Origin of the sequence: Alteromonas antoniana (assembly GCF_019249295.1) — a bacterium.
GTDB lineage: Bacteria > Pseudomonadota > Gammaproteobacteria > Enterobacterales > Alteromonadaceae > Alteromonas > Alteromonas antoniana.
Window position 1 is genome coordinate 1 of record NZ_JAESDH010000029.1, and the last position, 23093, is coordinate 23093.

Here is a 23093-nt window from a genome sequence, read left to right on the forward strand (position 1 = left end):
GGTCGTTAGCTCAGTTGGTAGAGCAGTTGACTTTTAATCAATTGGTCGCTGGTTCGAATCCAGCACGACCCACCATCAAGCCTCTTTCCTAAGTATTAAAATAAACTTCCAAAAAAGAAATTAAGCCCGCGCAGGATTCCAACCAGCGAAGCGGTTCGACACCCGAGCATCGCGAAGAGCCTTTACGCTGCAAAGGTTCGGTACTTTCCTAATTATCCTGTGTAATGCCTTCAAACCCGACAATGCCTGATATTACCTCTCTGCAGTAATTTGCTGTGGCCGCTACGTTGCGTTTTCAGAAAGTACATTAAAAACTCAATGCAGGTAATCGCATTGCCAGCAGATACGTAGCAACGCCTATTACGGTAAAAGTAACGAACACCCTGTCTGAATGCATGAACAGGAAGGTTGAAAAGCGTGCAAACGTTATTACGTTTGTAGTATGTAATTTTTATGACAGTCGGGTATAATCCTCGGCCTTGTCGCAATACAGATGCAGGTTTCACGATGTCAGCAGTGTTTCGGGTGGATCAGGTAGAGTATCCATTTCCAAGCAAACCAGAACCACTCAGTGCCGATCGCAAAGCTACCCTTAAAGAAGAAATCAAATCACTTCTCAAGGCGCGCAATGCGGTAATGGTCGCTCATTATTATACCGATCCGGAAATTCAGGCGTTAGCTGAAGAAACCGGTGGTTGCGTAGCCGACTCCCTTGAAATGGCGCGTTTTGGGCGAGATGCAAAAGAGCAAACCCTGATCGTAGCCGGGGTTCGCTTCATGGGTGAAACTGCAAAAATCCTCAGTCCTGAAAAAACCGTTTTGATGCCAACATTAGAGGCTACCTGTTCGCTGGATATTGGCTGTCCGGTAAAAGAGTTCAGTGAGTTCTGCGACCAGCATCCCGATCATACCGTTGTGGTTTACGCAAACACTTCTGCAGCGGTAAAAGCGCGGGCTGACTGGGTAGTGACATCCAGTATCGCGCTGGAGATTGTTGAGCATCTGGACTCGCAGGGCAAAAAGATAATCTGGGGGCCGGACCGCCACCTGGGCTCTTACATTGCCAAGCAGACAGGTGCCGATATGTTGATGTGGCAGGGTGAGTGTATTGTGCATGACGAGTTCTCTGCACAGAAGCTTCAGGACATGAAAGTGCTTTACCCGGATGCGGCAGTGCTTGTGCACCCTGAGTCGCCTGCCAGTGTGGTAGAGATGGCCGATGCGGTAGGCTCTACCAGCCAACTGATTAAAGCCTCTCAAACCATGGATAACGATACGTTTATTGTGGCAACAGACAAAGGCATCTTTTACAAGATGCAGCAACTGACACCAGGAAAGACGTTTATCGAGGCCCCAACGGCCGGTAACGGCGCAACTTGCAAAAGCTGCGCTCACTGCCCGTGGATGGCAATGAATGGCCTGGAGGCGATTAAGCGCTCTCTGAGTGGTTCAAACGAAGGCCATGAGATCTTTGTTGATGACATGTTGCGAACCAAAGCATTGATCCCACTGGACCGGATGCTGGAGTTTTCAGCGCAACTTAAATTAAAAGTAGCAGGAAACGCTTAATATCTGCTCAGTTGGTTAGTTTTTCCTGACTTTATCTTGATTCAGCGCGCGAGTTTACCTACTATACGCGCGCTTAATCTGTTCACGGGCGTTTAGCCTGGAACAAAGCAACAATTTGGAGAGATGGCTGAGTGGCTGAAGGCGCACGCCTGGAAAGTGTGTATACGTTTGTAGCGTATCGAGGGTTCGAATCCCTCTCTCTCCGCCAGATACAAAAGAACCGCCCTTGTGGCGGTTTTTTTATATGTGATGGAAGGGTGAGTAAATCCCTCTGCGCAGGCTATCAACGCTTGCGTCCGTGTGATGACTTTATCTATTTTTTTGTCCTGAGTGATGTCTGACGCTGGAGTAATTCAGTACGCACACAAGTAGTAATCAAAAGCGATTTCATCTTAAATTATTTACGAATTCTCAGCATATCCTGAATTGCACAATGTGACTTTTGGCACATGGGAGCGACGAGCGAAGCCATTATCATCATGATCACTAATTAAAAAAGTGATGACATTGATGAACAAAATATTTTTGCTGCTGAGTATGTTCTTAACGGGCACCGCTATTGCCGCCAGTGATGTAGCCTATTCAGAGGTTGACTTTATCAACCCCGATACACAGCAACCGGTTAAACTATCTGTCTGGTATCCCGCAGGAGAACAATGTGCTGATGCAAAACTTTGTTTGTCCAAAACCGTTCGACCTGATGAGACTATTCTTTTATCGCACGGGGCGATGGGTTCTGCCAGAGAACTCAATTGGATTGGTTATGCCACAGCATCGCAGGGTTTTGTCACCGTCGGGATAAATCACTTCGGTGAGTCCTGGGCATATGGCCCGGAAAGCATTCAACCAGATGCTGCACTAAAGATATGGCGCCGGGCCACTGAAGTCTCGGCGGTGTTAGACTTGCTTCAGCTCAATCGGGCAGACAGCGATGGTCACATTGATTTACTGAATCGCCCTGTCAGTTGGCAAAACGTCACGGCAATTGGCTTTTCTTCCGGTGGTTCAACAGTCATTGCCCTAGCCGGTGGAAGATATGCACCTTCTCAAGCGCGAATATATTGCGCATCAGCACGGGCGCAGGGCGATTTGGGCTGCAACTATGTTAAGCGCTCCTCTAAACAAACTATCTCAATGGAAGAGGCAACTGGCAATTATCGCGATCAACGAGTGACTAAAGTGATAGCGCTCGATCCAGCAGCAGGGCCGATGACGACAGAAAAGAGTCTCAAGAACATTACGATCCCGGTTATGATCTTCGGAGCCAGACAAAACAATTTTTTACCTTTTGCTAATCACGCCGGTTTCTATGCATCTACAATTCCCAATGCCGCATTGTATTCGTTGAATAATGATGCGGGACATTTTGTGTTTATCGATAAATGCCAGCACACTCACCAAGCCATGGGGATTTCATTATGTGAAGATCGAAGAGGCGTTGATCGGGATAAAATTCATCAGCAACTGTACCCCAGACTGTTCCGGTTTATTTACTCAGGAACCCAGTCTCTGGCGGGAGCCGGGTGAACGGGGGGTGTTCGCGGACAATAAAAAGCCACGTCACAGCGTGGCTTTTTACTACGTAAACGTCGCTTGAAGGGGATACTCAACTCGCCAGAGTACCCCAGTAGCCGTTTGTAGAGGACTCGTTAACCGCGCGCCGCCCACAATGCATATTCAAAAGGTGTACGCACTGAGTATGCTACGTAACGCTGCCAGTTTTCAGCAGGTACACTTGAACAGCTGAATACGTCATCACAGTCGCGACCACGAATGCGGGTACCGGTTGATTTCTTATGAATATCTCTCGGTAGTGCCTTAAATAACGCCAGGCCATGGTCAAGGATTTCGCGCAGATTCGGGCCATTAACTTCAATCACCTCAAAGCGGGAATCTTCTGGCGGTAAACGCATCGCGGACAGTTCTTTACTCTCATTACCTGGGAATAAAGAATCCGGGGCACGTTCAACGGCAGCAACGGTTAATGGCATCTGTTCTGCGTTAAGTACGCCTTCTTCGTTCAGTCGCGACAGCACGTAAATAACGTTGCGGTTTTGTGATTTGATTGAAGCGGCAATCCAGTCATCTGCAACTTCAAGGTTTTTAAAACCATAGCGGTCATTTGAAAGCACTTCGCCCATAAAATAAATGGCGTTAGGGTGACCACGCTTAGCCGCATCAGACAAATAGGTGAGACCTTTATCACGATCGTCTTCATCTTCGCTGGTCAGCAATAAAAGACCGGCTTTGTATCTTCCGAGAACTGATCCCCATCTTGCCGCTTTCATGTAAGCATCCAGGGCTTCTTCTTTATCTATCTCGGTACCATAGCCATTCAGGTACATATCACCAAGCATCGCTGCTGCGTCAATATGTGATTTCGCATAACGCTTATAATCGTTGAAGTATTCTTTACACTGGCTGGTATCGCACTTTCCGATTTTTACTTCTTCGGCGAGCGCAGAGAACGTGCTGAGGGTCGCTGCAAGTAGCAAAATTCTTTTTATCATTTTCACATCCTTGATAGTAATGGCATTGTGACGAAATATAAGGAGGAGGCGAATAAGTCTATAACCACTCAGCTACTTGTGCAGAGCATAAATTTATTCGTCTCTACCTTAACCATAACCCAAACTTTTTAAGATGCACAAGGTTTGTGCATGGGAATATGCCGATATCCCATTACCACTGTGAGTAAACTTTTTTCTCCGATGCGCGTGGTCTGATTGCAACAAAATCGGTCAAAACGTCGTCAACCGCTTACGGTTACTGGTTTTCGTGAAGATCCTTAAATTCCTGAAGTTACGTATACTTACGACGACTTCGAATGAAAAATGTAAATGTAAAAAAATGTTATCAGCAACAGATAAGGGGCAACCGTTATGAAAGTGATGCGAATCGACAACCCAGATGCAGGGCTGGACGGAATGACGATGACCGAGGAAGCAGAGCCCGGTAAGCCAGGAGAAGGACAAATAAAGGTAAGGCTGTTAGCAAGCTCGCTTAACTTTCACGATTATGGTGTAGCCAGTGGTCGTATGCCGCCTGAAAAAGGACGGATCCCATTATCGGACGGGGCCGGTGTAGTTGAAGCAGTTGGCGACAATGTCACGGCGCTGAAACCCGGTGACCGCGTGGTTTCTGTTTTTTTCCCTGACTGGGAAACGGGTGGCCCAACCATAGATAACTTCAGTCGTACACCCGGAGACGGTATCGATGGCTACGCCCGTGACTGCGTAATTACGCCGGCGAATTGGTTTACCCGTTCTCCGGCTGGTTGGTCGCACCAGGAGTCAGCAACGATTACTACAGCAGGATTGACCGCCTGGCGGGCACTGGCGGTTGAAGCAAAGATAAAGCCGGGAGATACCGTGTTATTACTGGGTACCGGCGGCGTTTCTATTTACGCACTGCAAATTGCCAAAGCCTGTGGAGCACGCGTTGCCATTACTTCTTCCAGCGACGAGAAACTGGAGAAAGCCGTAGCCATGGGGGCGGATTACACCATAAATTACCGCGAGCATGACAACTGGGGAGAAAAGGTTCGTGAGTGGACCGGCGGGGAAGGCGTCGACCACGTAGTGGAAGTGGGAGGCCCGGTTACACTGGCCAATAGCATAGACGCCTGTCGGGTCGGCGGTAATATCGTATTAATCGGTGTGTTGACAGGACTTGGCGGGGAAGTCCCTACTGCTGATTTGATGCGCAAGCAGATTACCCTGACTGGTATTATCGTGGGCAGCCATCAGCATCAGCGCGACTTTGTTAAAGCGCTGGAAACCATGAAATTTAAACCGGTAATTGATAAGTCGTTTACCCTGGATAATCTGGCCGATGCCTTTCGGTACGAAGAATCCGGTGCGCATTTTGGAAAAATCTGCATCACAATATAGTTTTTATCCCTACCTGTAACGTCGCTCTGTCGGTTGTAGTTTCTCAATATGCAAGTCTCCGGCATGGCTCAACTCACACTGTCAGTGGTCCTTGCTGCTGGCAGTTGTCTCGACATGCTGCTATAGGGTAGTGTAATGAAAGCGCTATCATGAAAAGGAAAGGGATGTGTTCAAGCGAACAGTGTTAAGTCTGTCGGCTGTGGTCTGGTTGTTGGCAGGCTGTCAGAGCGGCGATGGCCGTTATGACAAGGCGACGAGCGAGACCGAAGATACTGCATCAACGGCCATACCGGTATCGCTGACTCAGCAGGAAGGTAAGTGGTTATTGCTGCGCGATGGTGAACCCTACTTTATTAAAGGGGCGGGGGGGAGTGCAGATTTTGCCTACCTTGCCGCTGTTGGCGGAAATTCGGTACGAACCTGGAGCACAGAAAACGCTAGCCGCGTTCTGGACAGCGCACAACAACAAGGGCTGACGGTGATGCTCGGGTTAAGCCTCGGGAAAGAGCGCCATGGTTTCGATTACGATGACGCCGATGCTGTTGCGCAACAAAAAGAACGCATTCGGAAAACCGTGCTGAAATACAAAGATCATCCCGCGCTGCTGGCGTGGGGAATTGGTAACGAGGTTGATCTTTTCTATACCAATACAAATGTCTGGTATGCAGTGCAGGATATCGCAGCCATGATCCAAAAGTTGGATCCGAATCATCTGGTCACTACGGTCGTGGCGGGTATCAATGAAGAAAAAGCCGGTTTAATTGCCGAGCGGGTGCCCGATATTGATTATCTGAGCATTAACATTTACGGCGGTCTGGAGGATTTGCCCCAGACCCTAAAAAGTATCGGTTACCAGGACGCGTATGTGGTGACGGAGTGGGGGCCTACCGGACACTGGGAAATTCAGAAAACCGACTGGGGGGCACCCATCGAGCAGACCAGCACGGAAAAAGCGGCGATTTATCAAAAGCGATATCAGCGCGGTATTGCTGCCGCTCCAAAGCAGGCGCTTGGCTCCTACGCGTTTCTCTGGGGACAGAAGCAGGAAACAACCCCCACGTGGTACGGTGTTTTTACCGATTCCGGCAAACCCAACGAAGTGGTCGATGCGCTTGAGTTTTTATGGACGGGAGAGTGGCCTTCAGTACGCGCTCCCTCCATTAATCAGTTCACCTTAAATGACGCTGTGGCATCTGACAGTATTCGTGTAGAGGCGAACAGCACGGTGAATGCCTACGTTGACCTCAATATTGATGATGGACAAACCGTAAGTTTCCGCTGGGAAATTCTGCCGGAAAGTACCGATATTAAATCCGGCGGGGATCCTGAGTCGAGACCGTCAGCGGTGACCGGACGTATTATATCCCATGATAATAATGGCAAAATGCAGTTTGCTGCCCCTGATGATCCCGGTGCTTACCGTTTATTCGTTTACGCGGAAAATCAGGCGGGAAAAGTGGCCACTGCTAATATCCCATTCTGGGTAAACGAAGGCGGATAAGCAAAGGTGGGTAAACAAAGCCCGCTAAAAAGTGGCGGAGATCTCAGTATTGCGCGGCATCAAGCTTTGGCGTGACCTTAGTCGCTCAGCTATGATTTAGCAGGTCAGATTATTGGCTATTTTCGCCGGCTGCTTTACTATGATTACACCGTATTTTCACGACCAAGCATCATGAGTCTGGCACAAATAATGACGACCCGGGTGGTTAGCGTTCATATGGACGACCCACTTTCTACATTACAGTCGTTGTTCAACGCGACCGGTTTTCACCACCTTATGGTTGTCCACAACGATGAACTGATGGGCATTATTTCTGATCGCGATATGCTTAAAGCGATTAGTCCGTTTATCGACACTATCAGCGAACGCGAGAAAGACAGGGCAACATTGGAGCGTAAGGCGCATCAGATAATGACCCGTGATGTGATCACCGCGCGCCCGAATGACACCATCGTTAAAGCTGTCGGTATATTTAACCGCCATAAAATCTCATGCCTGCCGGTAGTCGATAAATTCAACCGGCCGGTTGGGGTGGTCTCCTGGCGGGACATCTTGCGCTATATTGAGGACATGGTAAATGTGAAAAAGCAGCGCTAGGAAAGGTGCGAACACAGACGTATTCGCACCTTTCCTGGATTAGGCCAGCGCCAGCACTGCCGTAGATGTCACTTCAGGCTCTGGTAAGGCCGTCTGCTTCCCCTGTTTTGTTGGCGCCTCGGTAACTGACTCTGAACAATAAGCTGTACAACACCGGTACGGCAATTAATGTCAGTACCGTCGCGAATGCCAGCCCACCCATTATGGTTACTGCCATATCGGCAAAAAAGGCATCAAACAACAGGGGGGCCATTCCCAAGATCGTGGTAACGGCAGCCAGCGCCACCGGGCGCAAGCGGCTAAGGGTGGCATCGACAATGGCATTTCTGATTGCACTGCCTTCTTCTATCTGAAGGTCAATCTCTTCAATCAGCACGATGGCGTTCTTGATCAGCATACCAAACAGGCTCAGGAAGCCCAGTAGCGACATGAAGCCAAATGGCATGTCGGTGGCCAGTAGCCCGGTAACCACACCGACAATTGCCATCGGTACGACAAGCCAGATGATTAACGGCTGTCGTACATGACCAAACAGCAAGACCGAAATGATGAACATGACTAAAAAGCCTGCGGGTAGTCCGGCGCCCAAGGCTTTTTGCGCGTCTGAAGCGCTCTCGAACTCGCCTCCCCATTTCAGCGCATAACCAGGCGGAAGCGCAATGGCTTCAATTTGCGGGCGGATCCGGGACAGCGCATCAGCAGCAGTTTCATTCTCAGCAGGCTCTGCCATGACGGTTAGCGTTCGGATCCGTTCGCGGCGGTGGATACGTAATTCTTCAGATGTCGTATCAAGGCCGCCAGAAACCTGTGCAAAAGGTACATACTGGCGCTGCTGCGTGCTCCACACCTGACTGTTTCTGACTGCCTGCAACACGTCATCTTCAGGCTGCGCCATCTTGGCCAGAATGCCATAGGTGTAGTCGCCATCCTGAACTTCCCCCAATTCAAGACCTGAGCTGGCGTATTGGATTGTCTGGCTGAAGTCTGCATGCGTGACACCCGCAATCCCCGCATTGTAATTGTCGTACTGGGTATTGATGGCAATGCCTTTTTCCCGCCAGTTGTGACGGATGTCCTTTACCTTATTGTCTGCATGCATGACGGCAATGGCCTGGTTTGCCAGCGTTCTTAACGTAGTGGTATCAGGGCCTGAGAAGCGCGCCTCCAGCTTTGCTCCTGAACCCGGTCCAAACTGCATTCGCTCAATATAGAAGTTCGCATCAAGATCGATGCCTTCAAGTTCTGATGGCAGCACGTCGGTAAGTGCAGGAATATCTGATTTTTCGGCCACGCGCACCATCAGAAAGCCGTAATTTTCATTCGCACTTTTTGGTGCATAAGTCAGGGTAAAGCGATCGGCGCCCTGACCGATAAATGTGGTGACAGAGGTGACGCTCTTGTGATTAAGAATACGTTTTTCGGCCTCTTTGACAATGTTTTCCGTGGCCCTGATATCACGATCCTGTGGTCCCCAGTAGTGCACAAAAAACAGTGGCGCATTGGATGGCGGGAAGAAGCCTTGTTTCACCAAACCAAAGCTGCCGTAAGCAACAATAGTAATCAGCAACAACAGCCCGATGGTAAGCCAGCGAAAACGCAAAGCCTGATAAAGCAGTCCGACAAAGCGCTGCTGAAACCGCGACCTTTCAGCAGACGATGATGGCTTTATGCCGCGACGGTAGAAGTAAGCTCCAAGCACTGGCACCAGTGTAACGGCCAGGATCCAGCTTAGCAGCAACGATACCAGCACAACGGCAAACAGCGAGTAAAGAAACTCGCCGGTGGCATCATCCGACAGCCCAATTCCTGAAAATGCCGCAATGCCAATTACCGTAGCCCCTAACAACGGCCATTGTGTGCGTCTTACAATAAAGCTGGCAGATTCCTTCGCGGTAGCGCCGGTGGCCATTCGTAACATCATGCCCTCGGCGACCACAATGGCATTGTCTACCAGCATCCCCATTGCAATGACCATTGCGCCCAGCGAGATACGCTGAAGCTGGATCCCCATCAGCCACATAATTAACACGGTGCCCATTACGGTAATAAGCAACACACTGCCCACAACCACACCGGATCGCCATCCCATAAATACGCAAAGCGTCAGTGTTACCACTGCCACTGACATCACCAGGTTCAGAATAAACCCGTCTACAGACTCATCGACAATGCTGGCCTGATCGTAAATGGGGGTGAGGGTGATACCGACCGGTAGTTCCTGCAACAGTTGATCGACTTTGGCGTCAACCTTGTGGCCGACATCAACGATATTAACGTCTGACAGCGCAGAAACGGCCAGTGTGATAGCCTCGTGACCGTTATAGCGGATCCGCACAGGCTGAATATCGGCGGGCTCAAGTTTTAACGTTGCAATGTCTGCAATGCGCATTGAACGGTTGGTACCGGGCACCACCACTGAAATATTCGCGATTTCCTCAAGTTTATCCGGAGCTCGTTCCACGATCAGACGCACGCGCTTGTCATCAATACGTACGCGTCCACCGTTGAAGGGGCGCAGGTTGTCTTTAAACAGGTTAATGAGGTCGGGAAACGACAGTCCCAGGCCTGCAAGTTGATACGGATCGATATACGCGACTATCTGCTCTTCCTGCACACCGGTGACATTCACTTTCGCCACACCTTCGGTGGTCAGTAGCTCGCGGCGGATGATCCGGGCAAATTCACGCATTTCCCGTGGCGTAAAATCGGGGGCACTTAAGGCATAATACAGACCATAAACGTCACCGAAATCGTCGTAAACGCGCGGATTACCAGCGCCGGCCGGCAGCGACGGGGATACGTCACGCAAACGTTTGCGCAGCTCATCCCAGATTTGAGGAAGCTGTGAACCATCAAAATGACGTTTCACTTCTACCGTAATTTCAGAGCGACCGGGAGAGGAGACGGAAGAGAGCTTGTAAAGCTGGGGCATTTGCTGGATGGCAATTTCCAGTCTTTCGGTCACTTCGTGTTCCACTTTTTCAGCGCTGGCACCAGGAAATCCGGTATACACTTTTACCTGTTTAATGGTGAAGGCGGGATCTTCAAGGCGACCAATTTCTGTCAGCGCGATAACGCCACCGAAAAGCAAAATAAAAACCAGCAGCCAAACATTCACCGGCTTGGCAATAGCCTGACGAGCTATATCCATGATTACTCTCCCCGGTACGGCAGTACGACCATATCTTCCCGCATCTGCGAGGCGCCGGCGGCAACAACCTGCTGACCTGCAGCAAGATTGCTATGGATAACGGCCAGTTCATCCTGAACATGCACAACAGACACTGTCGCCGGGGTGACCTGATTGGTGGTGTCGTTGTAGACCCATACGGTAAAGCCGGCTTCTTTTGAGCCTATTAACGCTTTTACCGGCAGCACCAACGCATCGGAATAGGGCGTTCCGGCTAACTCCACTTTTACTACTGCCCGTGCTCCCGGCGTAACGTTCATACCCGGCTGGGGTTCCATGGCAAAAATAACTTCATAGGTTTGTGACACCGGATCCGGCTGGGTGCGATGCTCGACGTATTCAACGGTGTACCACTGGTCTCTGGTGCTAGCCAGACTCGCGCGGGCACGTTTGATACCGCGGCCAATATTGGCTGTGAGTAATCGCTCAGGCACATTAATATTAAAATATACTTTCGATACATCCTGTAGCCTGGCGATAGGCTGACCGGCATTGACCACACTGTTGTTCTCGACAAGCCGTTCAGAAATCTGGGCATCGAATGGGGCGGTTAACTCGGTATAGCTGAGATCCTGCTGCGCGTTTTGTAGCTCAATTTCCGCCAGTTCAAATGCGGTTTTGGCGCTGTCCAGAGCGCTTTGCGAGACTAAATCCTGATTAAACATACGTTGTATCCGGTCAAGTTCGCGGCGGGCCTGATCGCGACGCGTCTGCTGTTGTTCCACCGCACGCACGAAAGGCTGTCGATCGATGGTGGCCAGCAGATGGCCTTTGCTCACATCACTACCTGGCACAATGTCCATCTGTACAAGTCGGCCTGACACTTCAAAGCTGAGATCCACGGTTTTGACCGCGCTTACCATTGCCGGAAACGTAAATTCATCGAATGCAGGCACGGGGGCAACCGTGGCCAGTTTCACATAGCGGGGGGCAGGCTGACTGGCAGCGTTTTCTTCAGGCTTTTCGGAGCAACCGGTTATCAAAAGTGAAGTGAGCAGCATACCGATAATGGGCAATTTACAGACAGGGGACATGAATACTCTCTTTCCGGGTTAGTGCTGACAATGAGTATAGCGACATCTCATCAGACAAGATCAAAGTAAACTATGCAGTGCATTTTAGTGACGCGTCGTTGAAAAGTAAACTGCTGAGTGTAAAATAAGGGTTTTGACATCACACAGGATTTCATCCTCTATGAAAGCGGCAACGCGTACGCGCAGCGATGTAAAGCGGGCAGCCATCATTCAGGCAGCGAAAGACGCCTTTCAGGAATATGGGGTTAATGCCACCAGTATGGACAAGCTGGCTGAGCTGGCTAAGGTGTCAAAAAGAACGGTATATAATCACTTTAATGCCAAAGAAGAGCTGGTAATGCATCTGATCAAGGAACTGTGGCATAAAACCATGACCAGTATTGACGTGCGCTACGACGCTGACAGAGCGTTACATCCACAACTGGCAACGCTGCTTCGTACCGAGGTGGAACTGATTACCGGAAACGAATATCTCGAACTGGCGCGTGTGGCCTTTGGCTACTTCTTCTATAACCCAGATAAATTGAAAGACGAAATATCCCAACTCACTGCGCAGGAAACGGTGCTACACCGCTGGTTGGTTGCAGCTCAGAAAGACGGGCGTCTGCAGTTTGACGATCTCGATTTTGTAGTGAAAGAGATATCCAGCCTCCTGAAAGGGCATTGTTTTTGGCCACAATTACTAAAAATTGAGCCGCCACTGAGCAATAGCATGAAACAAAAGGTCGTGGAAAATACTGCGGCGATGTGTCTGAGTCGTTACGCCGTGTAGATAAGGCGGCCAGAGTCGGCAGGGGGCAAGTCGGTTTATAGACGTCTTAGGCGTTATGGTTGGTTAAACAGGGCACTGGCATCAGCGTTGACTGAAACCTGTATTGCCCTGTGGTTTTTATAGCGAAGGAAGTGGGCCGCCTCAGGAAGACGCAAACTGAGTGAGGGCCTCACCGTCCAGCCGGTAACCCACCCATTCGCTTTTCGGCTTAGCACCCAGCGACTCGTAAAATTCAATCGCTGGTGTATTCCAGTCCAGCACACTCCACTCAAAACGCCCGCAGTCGTTATCTACCGCGTGACGGGCCAGCGCTTTCAGAAGTGCTTTACCCAGACCTTTGCCACGGTAATCCGGAGAAACATACAAATCTTCAAGATAAAGACCGTTTTTACCCTGCCAGGTTGAGTAATTATAAAAGTACACCGCAAACCCGGCAGGAGCGCCGTCATGCTCACACATCAGGCAATGCGCCGTCGCGCCCTCGCCGAATAAGGTGCGGGCAATATCTGCTTCCGTAGACTCTACCTCGTGCTCGGCTTTTTCGTAAATTGCCAGTTCTGTGATAAAGGCGAGGATCTGAGCGCAGTCATCAATGGTTGCGGGACGAATAGTTGTAGATTGTGTCATTGGGTATGCTCCTGAAATTGGGGTGCGGTATGTTTTGGTACTTTTGTTGTATCCGCAGCGTGGGGTAGTCAGGGTATTTGCCTGTTAACTACCAGACTGATTGTTATATTACCTGCGAGTTTGTGTATAACCTTTTGTCAAATTGCCCAGGTCTTGCGCAGACACGCCGCGATGACGGCGCTTTTTGAGGCTGTCTTTCACGCCTTTTTTCTCTGCCATAGACGTCTGGCAGACTAAAAATATGCCGGGTATATAAGGGAAAGCATAACAAAAAAGACCGGCTGATGCCGGTCTGGTAAGAGGAAGTGATTGGGAAATCCGATAACCTGTTGTTGTAACGGCTGACACCGTGCTTGGTAAGGTTCATTTACCTGCCACGCTCAGCGTGGCAGGTAAATGGCTTATTTCTGTGGCGGCGATGATAACGGGTCGTTTTCCGGTAATGGCTGGTTGCGCTCACGACGCTGGCGAATTTTACCGCCCATCCAGCGAAACGGTGCCCCCATGTCTATCAGTATCAGATAGAGGCACGGTACCAGGATAAGCGTTACCAGCGTGGCATAAAGTACAGCGAAGCCCAGCGCTACAGCCATCGGGATAACAAACGCTGCCTGTAAGCTGGTCTCAAACATAATTGGCAGCACGCCTGCAAATGTCGTGATGGAGGTCAACGTAATTGCCCTGAAGCGCGCAGCTCCGGCCTCTGAAACCGCCTCACGAATAGAGTATCCCTGCGCGCGACGCTGATTGACATAATCCGTCATTACCAGCGAGTCGTTAATCACCACCCCTGCTGCTGCAATCAGACCGAATGTCGACATCATGCTTAAATCCAGATCCATCAGGAAATGGCCCCAGATAGCGCCGGTCAGACTGAAAGGGATAACCGACATAATAATCAGCGGTTGTCCGTAGCTTTTCAGCGGCACAGCCAGCAGGATATACACCATGATCATCGCTGCCAGGAAGAACAGCATTTGCTCATTTTGCTGCGCCTGTTGCTCTTCAATGTCACCGCCCAGCTCGGTCATTACCGACGGGAACTCTTCTTTTAACTGAGGAAGCAGCTTTTCGCGTATCTGAGATACCACTTCATTCGGCTCTACGACTTCTTCGTCAATGTTGCCCCATACGTAAACACTGCGGTAGCCACCCTCACGACGGATATAGCTGATACCCGGGCGCTCTTCCAGCTGCACCACGTCACCCAGCATGACCTCCCGGCCGGAAGGCGTAGTGATCACGGTATATTTAAGGTCAGCGAAGCGCTCGCGGGTCAGTTCCGGATAACGCACCATCACTTTGACCTCTTCGCCGTTACGGATCACACGCTGCGCTTCACCACCATAGAAGCTGGCGCCTACCTGACCGGCAATGTTTGACAGCGTGAGGTCAAGATCATATGCCACCGGTAACAGCGTCATCTGCACTTCTTTGCTGGCCGGATCAATGGTAGAGCTGATATCAAACAGGCCATCCTGCTGCTGAAGCATCTCGATGAACTTCAGGCCAGCAGCATTCAGGGTATCGATATCGGGACCAAATAAGAGGTAACCAAACTCACCGCCGTCACCACCACCGTTGACGTCATCCTGAACGGTGAAAGACTTCATTCCCGGAATTTCAGGAATGGCTTCACGCCAGCGACGGGCAAGTTCGAAGGTGTTAAACGGACGCTCGTCTTCGTGGATCAGAGGGGTCATGATACGACCTTCAGTGCGGCTTTCATTGAAGGCCAGCAGATCCCGCACCATGCCTGTACCGTGCTCGCGTTCAATTTCCTTATCTACCTGCATTATCGTTTGTTCGATGATCTGCAGCGCGCGGATTGTCGCCATATCTGAGACGTTTTCATTCATCTCAATATTGACACTGGGGAAGTCATGCGGAACTTTTGGGTTCGGCACCATGCGTACGTAATTGGCTGAGATAAGTCCCCAACTAATCATCAGCATCGCTACGAACATGATCAGCACTGCCCAGCGCCATTCCAGCGCCTTTTCTACGGTACGTTGATAAGGGCCTTTAATAAAACCCTGAAACTTATTATTAAACTTGGCGCGCCAGCTATTCGGTTTTACGGGTGAAAACCGGGTATGTGCGATGTGTGCCGGGAGGATCAGTTTTGACTCAATTAGTGAGAAAAACAGACACAAAATAACCACGACAGCGATGTTGTAGAAGAAAGCACCATCCGGACCGCTACTTAGCGTGAAAGGCGCGAAAACAGCAATCGTCGTAAGTACGCCGAACGTCGCCGGGGTGGCTACCCGTTTCGCGCCGCGGATGACATTGTCTACGCCACCGCCTTTACTCTCTATTTCGGTGTAGGCGCTTTCTCCTATGACGATGGCATCGTCCACCACAATACCCAGTACCATGATAAAGGCGAACAGCGAGAGAATATTAATACTGATCCCAAACAGGGGCATCATCATCACCGCACCAAGGAAACAAATTGGCAGGCCCAGCATTACCCAGAAAGCCAGCCTGAAGCGCAGGAACAGCGTTAGCATCAACGCCACCAGAATGGAGCCCTGAAACAGGTTGGATAACATCATGTTCAGTCTCGCATCGAGGTAGTAGGTCATATCGACCAGGATCTCAAGGCTGACCCCTTCAGGAAGTTCCTTGTTCTTCTGTTCGATATAGGCTTTTACCGTCTCGGCAACCGGCATGATATTCTGATGCTTGGTGCCTTTTACCGCGATAAACATGGCATTTTTGCCGCTGTACTTGAAGTATCGTTCGCCTTCAACAAAGCCGTCGCGGATATCAGCAACATCAGACAGCAACACACGCGAGCCATTTTCGCCTATCTTCACGGGTATACTGGCAAACTCGCGACCATCGTAATACTGGTTCTCAACACGCACTGAGATAATGCCGGATTCAGTACGTAACTGACCTGCAGACATATTTGCAGAGTAGGAACGGATAGCGCTGGCAACATCGTTGATGCTAAGACCATAACGTCGCAACATTTCCGGCTTTATTTCAATCGCAATTTCATCATCTGGCACGGCCAGCTGCACCAGCGAAATATTGCCCAGATGAAGCAGTTCATCTTCCACTTCTTTTGCCAGTACTTTTAGCTCACTCAGAGGCAGATCGCCCACAATCGGCATTTCGATAATCTGTTGCTGGAATTCCGCCTGTGAGATGTTTACCGGCTCCATACCGGCAGGGAAGGTGGCAATGCCGTCAACCCGCAGTTTTACTTTGTCGAGGACATCGGTCAGCTCTTCACCCTGTTCGATTTCCAGGCTGATGCGACCATAGTTGCGAAATGCCCGGGAAACACTCTGCTTAATTTCAGAAACGTCTTTAAGGGACTCTTCGATTTTTATCAGGATACTTTCTTCAATCTCCTGGGGGGATGCGCCAGGATATTGGGCTGAAATATTGATGTAGTTGAACTCGATGTTTGGGAACATCTGGCGCTGAATCGTGTTGTAACCAGCAATACCCATAATGATGACAAAAATCATCAGCAGGTTAGCAGCAACAGAATTCCGCGCAAACCAGGCAATTATGCCTTTGTGCGTGTCATAAGATTCCTTCATGGGAACTCCTGTTAGCTGTCAGTGTTGGGACGTTGGGCAGTCAGATCACGTTTATCTTCGATCACTTTAACCGCCATACCGTTTTGCGGATACTCAGGCAGCGTCATCACTACACGCTCGCTGTCGAACTGACCCTGAATCAGGAAGTAACCGCCATCTTCGCGCACAACGGATATTTGTTGCGACACCAGCTTCTCTTCGTTATTCAATGTCCACAGACGGTTATTAGTGATGAGTTCCTGAGGGACTTTGTAAACGTCATCCAGCGTTCTGCCATCAAAGGTTACGGTGGCGTAGCTGCCGAATTTCATCACCGGTTTATCAGATCGTAAGGCGTAAGGGTCGTCTATCCGGGCTACAAAATGCATCATTCGCGTATCCTGATCGACAATACCGGTGTCGCGATGAATCGTACCCTGGCGTTCAGAGTTGTTATAACCGTCAATGCTGATAACAGCGCGTTTACCGGCTAAATCACCCGGTAAGAACGAGCGGTCAAAACCCGCAATTGGGAAGGTGATTTCTGCGGTTTCGATATTGTTCAGTACCGCAGCGACTTTCCCTGTAGTGACAAAATCGCCTTTGCCGACATCCCGGGACACGATAAGTGCGTCATAGGGCGCTCTGACTTCGGTATTCTGCAAATCACGCTTGGCGATACGAAGCTGTGCCTCCGCTGATTTTACAGCCGCCTGCGCACTCATTACCTGCGGCTTACGCAGGTAAAGATCGGTTACACGGCTATCCGGGAGGGTTTTGGCTTCTCTGGCCGCCACTTCGGCTTGCGCTTTTTCCTGGATTAGCTGCGCCTGTGCACTGGATAAGTTTGCTTCTGCCTGCAACAGTGCGGCTTCGTAGCTGTCTTTTTCGATGGTAAACAGCAAGTCGCCACGTTTTACCACGCCACCGGCAATAAAATTCGGGTTCCAGGACTCGACTTCACCTGCAACCTGCGCTGCCAGGTTGGTTGATTCCAGCGGCGTTATCTCGCCGTAGGAGGTCAGTTGCACGGTAAAATTAATCGGCTCCACTTTTTCTACAGTGACTGTCGGACGTGTATCGACCTGGTCGGTGATAACATCGTCAGAGGCAGTGGCTTCAATGCCTTTCATCGCCATATAACCCACTGCGAAAATCGCAATCGGCAATACAATTTTGGTCCATTTCATGGTGAATACTTCTCTTATAAAAAAAGTCTGATTAATAGTAACGCGTATCGTGTTAACAAACAGCGGCCAATTGTAACGAACTATGAGTAAGTGGTGTGTAAATTTTTCGGTTTTATTTTTTATTTGTAATGTGAGCTGGTGCGTGGCCATCGTAGGGAAGGGCGGCGCTCAAAGTGCAATGGGAAGCACTAGGGAATCTGCCACACTGTTCGTAGTTGCTCCCGGGGCTTACAGCCCGGTATTTGCTCGTTGTTTGTCTCTTTCAACTTATCGTGTCAGGCCTGCGGAATTCTGACGCGGATAGTTACTTTTCAGTATATCTGAGCGACCTCGGACATAGCTGCGTCTTCCCGGAACTAATCGCTTAGCTGGGTGGCTGCCACTACACAGTTGCGGCCCATGGATTTTGCTTTGTAAAGGGCTTTGTCGGCGAGGGATAAGGCGCGGTCCAGTTCCACATCTGCGTTGACTTCGCATACGCCAAAACTGGCGGAGATGTCGATGCGTTTGCCATCGAGCAAAATCGGATTCTGCGCTAACGTTTGACGAATTTTGTCTGCCAGCATCACGGCATTATTTTCCGGTGTCTCAGGCAGGACAAATAAAAACTCCTCGCCACCCCAGCGTGCCACCTGGTCCTGCCTTCGCAATCTCTGTACAAACAGTTTTGAGATCCGGGTTAATACATTATCGCCATTGTCATGACCGTAGGTATCATTAATTGACTTGAAATGGTCGATATCTGCCAATACCACAGAAAAGGGGCGACCATTGCGATCTATCCGGGCGAGCTCAAAACTCAGGTGTTGCTGAATTCCCCGGCGATTCGGCAAACGCGTTAATGGGTCATGTAACGCCTGTTGTTCAAACTGCTCACTCAGCCTTTGCAAAGTTTCGAAAGTGCGTTGACGGCTGTATTCATAAAACGCTGACAGGAAGGTTACTGTCATAAACGAGTAGATAAGACGGGTTTTGAACTCAAAGGTGTAATTTGTCATCAGCAGGCGGCCATCAGGGAAAAACAACAATACACTGATTAACAGCGTAAACCCGAAGATTGACATGAGTCCGCGGCGGAATCCCCCAAAAAACATCGCCACAGGCGGAACGATATATATCCACAACGGGCCAGTACCGCTTTCTCCACCGGTTACAATCAAAATTGCCATCAGGCCCATCAGGCAGGTCAACAGCAAGTTCATTGATAGAATGCGGCCTACTGCACCGTCGATACGCAAATGTAATTGCTGTGAAACACCAAAAAGTGTGGTGGCGAAGAGTAATGTCAGTGAGAGCGGGTAGTCGTTTGCAGTAAGCGCACGCAAACCCAAAACCAGCGTGATAGAAACCCCGACAAACGCAAACAGGTTGATAACCACAATTTTGCGGTTGGTTTCCTCATTAAACTGGTCACTGCAGCCCTGTTTAACCAGTCTGCGCAGGATCTCAAAAATCATAGCGCTCCTGAATCAAGACGTCACTTGCCCGGCAATATCCGTGCTTAATCTGGTTATCGCTTCACGCATTGTTTCAACGGCATGGGGGAATCCATCCTGTTGTAAATTGATACGATAATCGAAATGCTGACTCAAGCCGTCTGACGACGCCCCGTCTACCCAAAACCGGCCTTTTAACACTACTTCACCCTGCCAGGTGGAAATCATATCTTCTATCTGGATACTCACCGTTGCCACACTGTCGTTAAGCGACCGCCTGCTGGCCGGGATCACGTTGATTCCCTGCGCTGAGAGCGCGGTCGACAGTGCCTGAACGAAACTATTGGAAATCGGCTCTGCCCATACGTGTTTCGGTGAGAAATGTAGCGTGGCTGGCCCGGTCTGAATCGCCAGGCTGCGTTGTTTCAGATATTCCGGTAGCAACAATTGATCAAGTGTGACCTTTACAGCAGCGTCATGCTGTGGATATGACGCGGCAGGCGAGTGCAGTAAATAATACTGCAAGTGAGTGGACTGACTGGCGCAGCCAGATAACATCATCATGGCCGCGCAGAGTATTGCTACTACTTTCATATTTTCTCTACTCCCGGTTTTTAACGGCCTTTGGCTGAATGTCACTGTTCTGATTGTCTGAGAATATCAGACTGTTAGGTGATTTGTTTAACTGTAACAACAACGGCTGAATATTGCGCAATGTTTCCTGCATGGTGTCTACCGTTTCTTTAATTTCGCTTTGACTCAGCCCGCCTTCTGAATAATTTTTCAGCAAGGCTTCCATGCTGACAAGCACATTATTCAGGTTGTCGTTAATTGCCTCTGCATCAATACTGGTAACCAGTTCATCAAAATCATCGCTGGTGGCTTCAACCGAGGCAGCAGCCTCTTTCATATCGAGCAGCGCAGTGCGCACATCATGCACCATACCTTCAAGAGGCAAGGCATTGATTTTGTCCAGAATGGCATCGGCTTTTTGCGTGATTTGGGTAAACTCGTTCGAGACGGTAGGAATGACATCATAACCATTGATGGTTCGTAATGATGCCGTTTCTGCATTCTTCACATGTTGTAAGTCGATATACAGGCCGCCGGTTAACAGGTTACCCATACGCAATGTCGCGCGTAAGTCCTGCTGTAGCCACCGGCGCATGGTTTCTTTCACAAATGCGAGCCCTTCCTGAGTATCCTGACGACGGACTTTGCCCGGATAAATGTTGATAAGTACGGGGATAGGGTAGTTCTCTTCCAGAATATTGCCTTCCACTGCTGAAACAACATTGATCGCCAGGACTTCGCCAATTTCGATGCCACGGTACTCGACCGGTGCGCCTACGGTGAGCCCCCGTACGCTTTCATCAATCAGCAACAGGTATTCAGCAGCCAGTTTATAACGTGCATTTGAGGCTGCTTCCCGATCCGGGTAAATGGTAAAAAAGGCATTTTCCACCACCAATTCGCCGGGTTGAACCCCTTCCGGGATCCCAAACGTAATACCGTTTGCAAGCAGGGTTTCCAGGCTGCCGGTTTCGACTTTAAGGCCACTGGACGCCAGTTGAAACCGTACCCCGCTGACATTCCAGAAGCGCGTGTTTTGTGTGATCAGCTTATGATAGGGGGCTTCGATAAAGGCATCGTAGTACACCACGCGCTCTTCAATGTTGAAATAAGCATCTTCAAACTCGCCCACTTTAAAGCCCTTATAAATGATAGGGTCGCCCGGCTTATAGGCGAATTCATCATCGCTGTTGAGCGTCAGATGCACGCCGGGGGTGCCGGGAGGCGTCACCGGCGGGCGATCAAGTGCAATAAAATTGTACTGTTCTTTACCGGTATCATCAGCGCTCATCGCGATGTAGCTGCCGGACAGTAACGTGTTTAGCCCGGATACTTCAGAGAAACTAATACGCGGGCTGACCATCCAGAATTCGGTATTTTCTGTTAACAGGTGTTCGGCGCTGGCATCAATCCGCGCGGTCACAAGCACACCGTCAAGATCCGGCTTAAGCTCGATTTTCTTTACAATTCCAACATCCAGGTCGCGGGCTTTAACCGGTGTTTTGTTCACCTCAATGCCTGTTGCTGACGGCATTTCTATGGTGATAAGTGGGCCCTGATTCTGCCATTGATAAAACACCATCCAGGCCCCCACAATAATGGCAACAATGGGGATGAGCCACACTTTGGAGATGCGGGAGGTCGGTTTTACTTGGGCTTCATTGTTCATTCGAAACGTCCTGCTGATGCTGGCTGCCTTGCCAAATCAGGCGTGAGTCAAAAGTCATCGCGGCTACCATGGTGATAAACACAACCGCACAAAATGCCAGTGCTGCCGGTCCCGGGAAAATGGAAAGGGTATTACCCAGTTGTATCAGTGCGACCAGCACCGCCACCACAAATACATCGATCATCGACCAGCGGCCAATACCCTCGGTAAACCGGTAGTAACGGATACGCCTTGATTTGCGCTTTATCTGCCCGGTCTGAACACTGTAATTCAGCCATCCGAGGATCGCGATTTTCACTACGGGAACCACCACACTGGCAATAAGAATAATTAATGCTACAGGATAAGAGCCTGATTCCCAAAGTGATATTACGCCACCTACTATCGTACTGGGCTCGGTCTTGCCAAACAATTCAGTTTGCATGATAGGCAGTATATTGGCAGGAATATATAGCAATGAAGCGGTAATAAGCAGCGCCCATGTGCGCTGAACGCTGTGGGAGGCTTCCAGTTCTGTGAGTGGTTTCGGTGCCGGTAGTGCGCCGTCATTCAGCCATAATGCGTACTGATTTTTGTCAAAATACACCATCGATAAGGTCATGCACAGGGTGAAACCGATAAAGGCATAAAAGGATAAGCCAATACTGACATCGGCAAGCTCAGTGATTTTTATCAGGCTCACCAGCGTTCCGACCAAAAAGATTTCGGCCATGCTCCATGGCATTAACCAGCAGACGGCCCGGTAAACCCGCTTCAGATAATTGGGGCGCTGATTGTTAATTCGGGCCAGACTCAACACCACAAAGCCAAGCAATACCATGCCGGGTAACAACAATGTTGCCAGTCCTGTGATGAGTGCAAGCGAGACATAATCATTTTCGATTAGCACGGCCAGACCGCCTGGTAAGTCGATGCTGTGCTTCTGGCCGCTCGCCCGGAACGACAGAAAATTGAAAGGCAGAGACAGGATAAGAAATACCAGAGCACTAAATGCAAAGGCCGCAAGGCTTTGTGCCTCATTTCGCCGATATGTCAGTAAGGTGTGACCACAGCGTGGACAAACTGCTCGTTGACGATGGGCCAACTCGGGCAGCGAAACCGTGTAGTCGCATTGTTCGCAGGTTATCTGCTTGGGAACCAATCCTGAAGTCATCTCAACCAGACATCACACCTTATCCAAAGTCAGTTCGAGAATACCGCATTCTCTGGCGTGCGCCAAACCCCACTGATGACAGAAAAGCGAAACTGAAAATGAAAAACAATGAATACAACCGATAGCGGCGTATTGATCATTTGGCTGGATAACCCATCAGTCTGTAGTTGCGGTGCGTGCCGGATAGCAATGATATTGTTTGAGGTATTTGTGCTGGAGTTAAGGAGCGGAGGATTTATCTCACACTCATTAATTTCACAACCGCTAATAACAAAAAAAGCGTGTACAACGACGTTGTACACGCTTCGAAACTTTCCTGACGGCAAGCGCCGGCGGGTAACGTC

Annotated in this window: 16 protein-coding genes and 1 tRNA gene; 7 read left to right on the forward strand and 10 right to left on the reverse strand. The window is 49.8% G+C overall.

Annotated elements, in window-relative coordinates; translation table 11 throughout:
- Window positions 1–507 precede the first annotated feature (507 nt).
- The 3 genes from nadA to JKP77_RS18805 all read left to right on the forward strand — a co-directional run bounded on the left by nadA (window position 508) and on the right by JKP77_RS18805 (window position 3096).
- Window positions 508–1569, forward strand: a complete 1062-nt coding sequence (nadA, locus tag JKP77_RS18795) for a quinolinate synthase NadA (RefSeq protein ID WP_218312710.1) — start codon at window positions 508–510, stop codon at window positions 1567–1569.
- A 117-nt stretch (window positions 1570–1686) separates the two neighbouring features.
- A tRNA-Ser gene (locus JKP77_RS18800) sits at window positions 1687–1777 on the forward strand.
- 302 nt (window positions 1778–2079) lie between these two features.
- Window positions 2080–3096: an alpha/beta hydrolase family protein gene (locus tag JKP77_RS18805; protein ID WP_218312711.1), complete on the forward strand. Its 1017-nt coding sequence runs from the start codon at window positions 2080–2082 to the stop codon at window positions 3094–3096.
- Window positions 3097–3218: 122 nt separating this feature from the next.
- Here JKP77_RS18805 and JKP77_RS18810 read toward each other — a convergent pair whose 3' ends face one another.
- Window positions 3219–4079 carry a tetratricopeptide repeat protein gene (locus JKP77_RS18810; RefSeq protein WP_218312712.1) on the reverse strand — a complete coding sequence of 287 codons (861 nt, stop codon included), beginning with the start codon at window positions 4077–4079 and terminating at the stop codon, window positions 3219–3221.
- Window positions 4080–4451: 372 nt separating this feature from the next.
- Between JKP77_RS18810 and JKP77_RS18815 the strand changes: the two genes are divergently transcribed.
- From JKP77_RS18815 to JKP77_RS18825, 3 genes are all read left to right on the forward strand, one after another.
- Complete coding sequence (locus JKP77_RS18815; protein WP_218312713.1) at window positions 4452–5462, forward strand: zinc-dependent alcohol dehydrogenase family protein; 1011 nt, start codon at window positions 4452–4454, stop codon at window positions 5460–5462.
- A 166-nt stretch (window positions 5463–5628) separates the two neighbouring features.
- Window positions 5629–6963, forward strand: a complete 1335-nt coding sequence (locus JKP77_RS18820; protein WP_218312714.1) for a glycoside hydrolase family 2 TIM barrel-domain containing protein — start codon at window positions 5629–5631, stop codon at window positions 6961–6963.
- A 171-nt stretch (window positions 6964–7134) separates the two neighbouring features.
- Window positions 7135–7560, forward strand: coding sequence for a CBS domain-containing protein (locus JKP77_RS18825; RefSeq protein ID WP_218312715.1), 426 nt, complete (start codon window positions 7135–7137; stop codon window positions 7558–7560).
- 73 nt (window positions 7561–7633) lie between these two features.
- Here the strand turns inward: JKP77_RS18825 and JKP77_RS18830 are convergent, their stop codons facing one another.
- Window positions 7634–10711, reverse strand: coding sequence for an efflux RND transporter permease subunit (locus tag JKP77_RS18830; protein ID WP_218312716.1), 3078 nt, complete (start codon window positions 10709–10711; stop codon window positions 7634–7636).
- A gap of 2 nt (window positions 10712–10713) precedes the next feature.
- Entirely contained in the window at window positions 10714–11784 is a 1071-nt protein-coding gene (locus tag JKP77_RS18835) for an efflux RND transporter periplasmic adaptor subunit (RefSeq protein ID WP_218312717.1), read from the reverse strand.
- Between the two features lie 160 nt (window positions 11785–11944).
- Here JKP77_RS18835 and JKP77_RS18840 point away from each other — a divergent pair, with 160 nt between their 5' ends.
- Window positions 11945–12556 carry a TetR/AcrR family transcriptional regulator gene (locus JKP77_RS18840; RefSeq protein ID WP_218312718.1) on the forward strand — a complete coding sequence of 204 codons (612 nt, stop codon included), beginning with the start codon at window positions 11945–11947 and terminating at the stop codon, window positions 12554–12556.
- A gap of 141 nt (window positions 12557–12697) precedes the next feature.
- Here the strand turns inward: JKP77_RS18840 and JKP77_RS18845 are convergent, their stop codons facing one another.
- The 7 genes from JKP77_RS18845 to JKP77_RS18875 form a co-directional block, all read right to left on the reverse strand.
- Window positions 12698–13183, reverse strand: a complete 486-nt coding sequence (locus JKP77_RS18845; protein WP_218312719.1) for a GNAT family N-acetyltransferase — start codon at window positions 13181–13183, stop codon at window positions 12698–12700.
- Window positions 13184–13584: 401 nt separating this feature from the next.
- A complete protein-coding gene (locus tag JKP77_RS18850; protein ID WP_218312720.1) occupies window positions 13585–16749 on the reverse strand; it encodes an efflux RND transporter permease subunit in 3165 nt (1054 codons plus the stop codon).
- Window positions 16750–16760: 11 nt separating this feature from the next.
- On the reverse strand, window positions 16761–17918 hold the full coding sequence (locus tag JKP77_RS18855; protein ID WP_218312721.1) for an efflux RND transporter periplasmic adaptor subunit: 1158 nt from the start codon (window positions 17916–17918) through the stop codon (window positions 16761–16763).
- Window positions 17919–18274: 356 nt separating this feature from the next.
- Window positions 18275–19375: a GGDEF domain-containing protein gene (locus JKP77_RS18860; RefSeq protein ID WP_220100209.1), complete on the reverse strand. Its 1101-nt coding sequence runs from the start codon at window positions 19373–19375 to the stop codon at window positions 18275–18277.
- A 12-nt stretch (window positions 19376–19387) separates the two neighbouring features.
- A complete protein-coding gene (locus tag JKP77_RS18865; protein ID WP_218312722.1) occupies window positions 19388–19948 on the reverse strand; it encodes a PqiC family protein in 561 nt (186 codons plus the stop codon).
- A gap of 7 nt (window positions 19949–19955) precedes the next feature.
- Window positions 19956–21596 carry an intermembrane transport protein PqiB gene (gene pqiB / locus JKP77_RS18870; protein WP_218312723.1) on the reverse strand — a complete coding sequence of 547 codons (1641 nt, stop codon included), beginning with the start codon at window positions 21594–21596 and terminating at the stop codon, window positions 19956–19958.
- On the reverse strand, window positions 21586–22749 hold the full coding sequence (locus tag JKP77_RS18875; protein ID WP_218312724.1) for a paraquat-inducible protein A: 1164 nt from the start codon (window positions 22747–22749) through the stop codon (window positions 21586–21588). Before JKP77_RS18875 ends, pqiB begins: the two co-directional genes overlap by 11 nt.
- Between the last annotated feature and the right edge of the window lie 344 nt (window positions 22750–23093).

What these genes read in the sequence shown, in the direction of transcription:
- nadA (WP_218312710.1), top strand. Translation starts at nt 508, where the DNA reads ATGTCAGCAGTGTTTCGGGTGGATCAGGTAGAGTATCCATTTCCAAGC.
- JKP77_RS18805 (WP_218312711.1), top strand. Translation starts at nt 2,080, where the DNA reads ATGAACAAAATATTTTTGCTGCTGAGTATGTTCTTAACGGGCACCGCT.
- JKP77_RS18810 (WP_218312712.1), bottom strand. Translation starts at nt 4,079, where the DNA reads ATGATAAAAAGAATTTTGCTACTTGCAGCGACCCTCAGCACGTTCTCT.
- JKP77_RS18815 (WP_218312713.1), top strand. Translation starts at nt 4,452, where the DNA reads ATGAAAGTGATGCGAATCGACAACCCAGATGCAGGGCTGGACGGAATG.
- JKP77_RS18825 (WP_218312715.1), top strand. Translation starts at nt 7,135, where the DNA reads ATGAGTCTGGCACAAATAATGACGACCCGGGTGGTTAGCGTTCATATG.
- JKP77_RS18830 (WP_218312716.1), bottom strand. Translation starts at nt 10,711, where the DNA reads ATGGATATAGCTCGTCAGGCTATTGCCAAGCCGGTGAATGTTTGGCTG.
- JKP77_RS18835 (WP_218312717.1), bottom strand. Translation starts at nt 11,784, where the DNA reads ATGTCCCCTGTCTGTAAATTGCCCATTATCGGTATGCTGCTCACTTCA.
- JKP77_RS18840 (WP_218312718.1), top strand. Translation starts at nt 11,945, where the DNA reads ATGAAAGCGGCAACGCGTACGCGCAGCGATGTAAAGCGGGCAGCCATC.
- JKP77_RS18845 (WP_218312719.1), bottom strand. Translation starts at nt 13,183, where the DNA reads ATGACACAATCTACAACTATTCGTCCCGCAACCATTGATGACTGCGCT.
- JKP77_RS18850 (WP_218312720.1), bottom strand. Translation starts at nt 16,749, where the DNA reads ATGAAGGAATCTTATGACACGCACAAAGGCATAATTGCCTGGTTTGCG.
- JKP77_RS18855 (WP_218312721.1), bottom strand. Translation starts at nt 17,918, where the DNA reads ATGAAATGGACCAAAATTGTATTGCCGATTGCGATTTTCGCAGTGGGT.
- JKP77_RS18860 (WP_220100209.1), bottom strand. Translation starts at nt 19,375, where the DNA reads ATGATTTTTGAGATCCTGCGCAGACTGGTTAAACAGGGCTGCAGTGAC.
- JKP77_RS18865 (WP_218312722.1), bottom strand. Translation starts at nt 19,948, where the DNA reads ATGAAAGTAGTAGCAATACTCTGCGCGGCCATGATGATGTTATCTGGC.
- pqiB (WP_218312723.1), bottom strand. Translation starts at nt 21,596, where the DNA reads ATGAACAATGAAGCCCAAGTAAAACCGACCTCCCGCATCTCCAAAGTG.
- JKP77_RS18875 (WP_218312724.1), bottom strand. Translation starts at nt 22,749, where the DNA reads ATGACTTCAGGATTGGTTCCCAAGCAGATAACCTGCGAACAATGCGAC.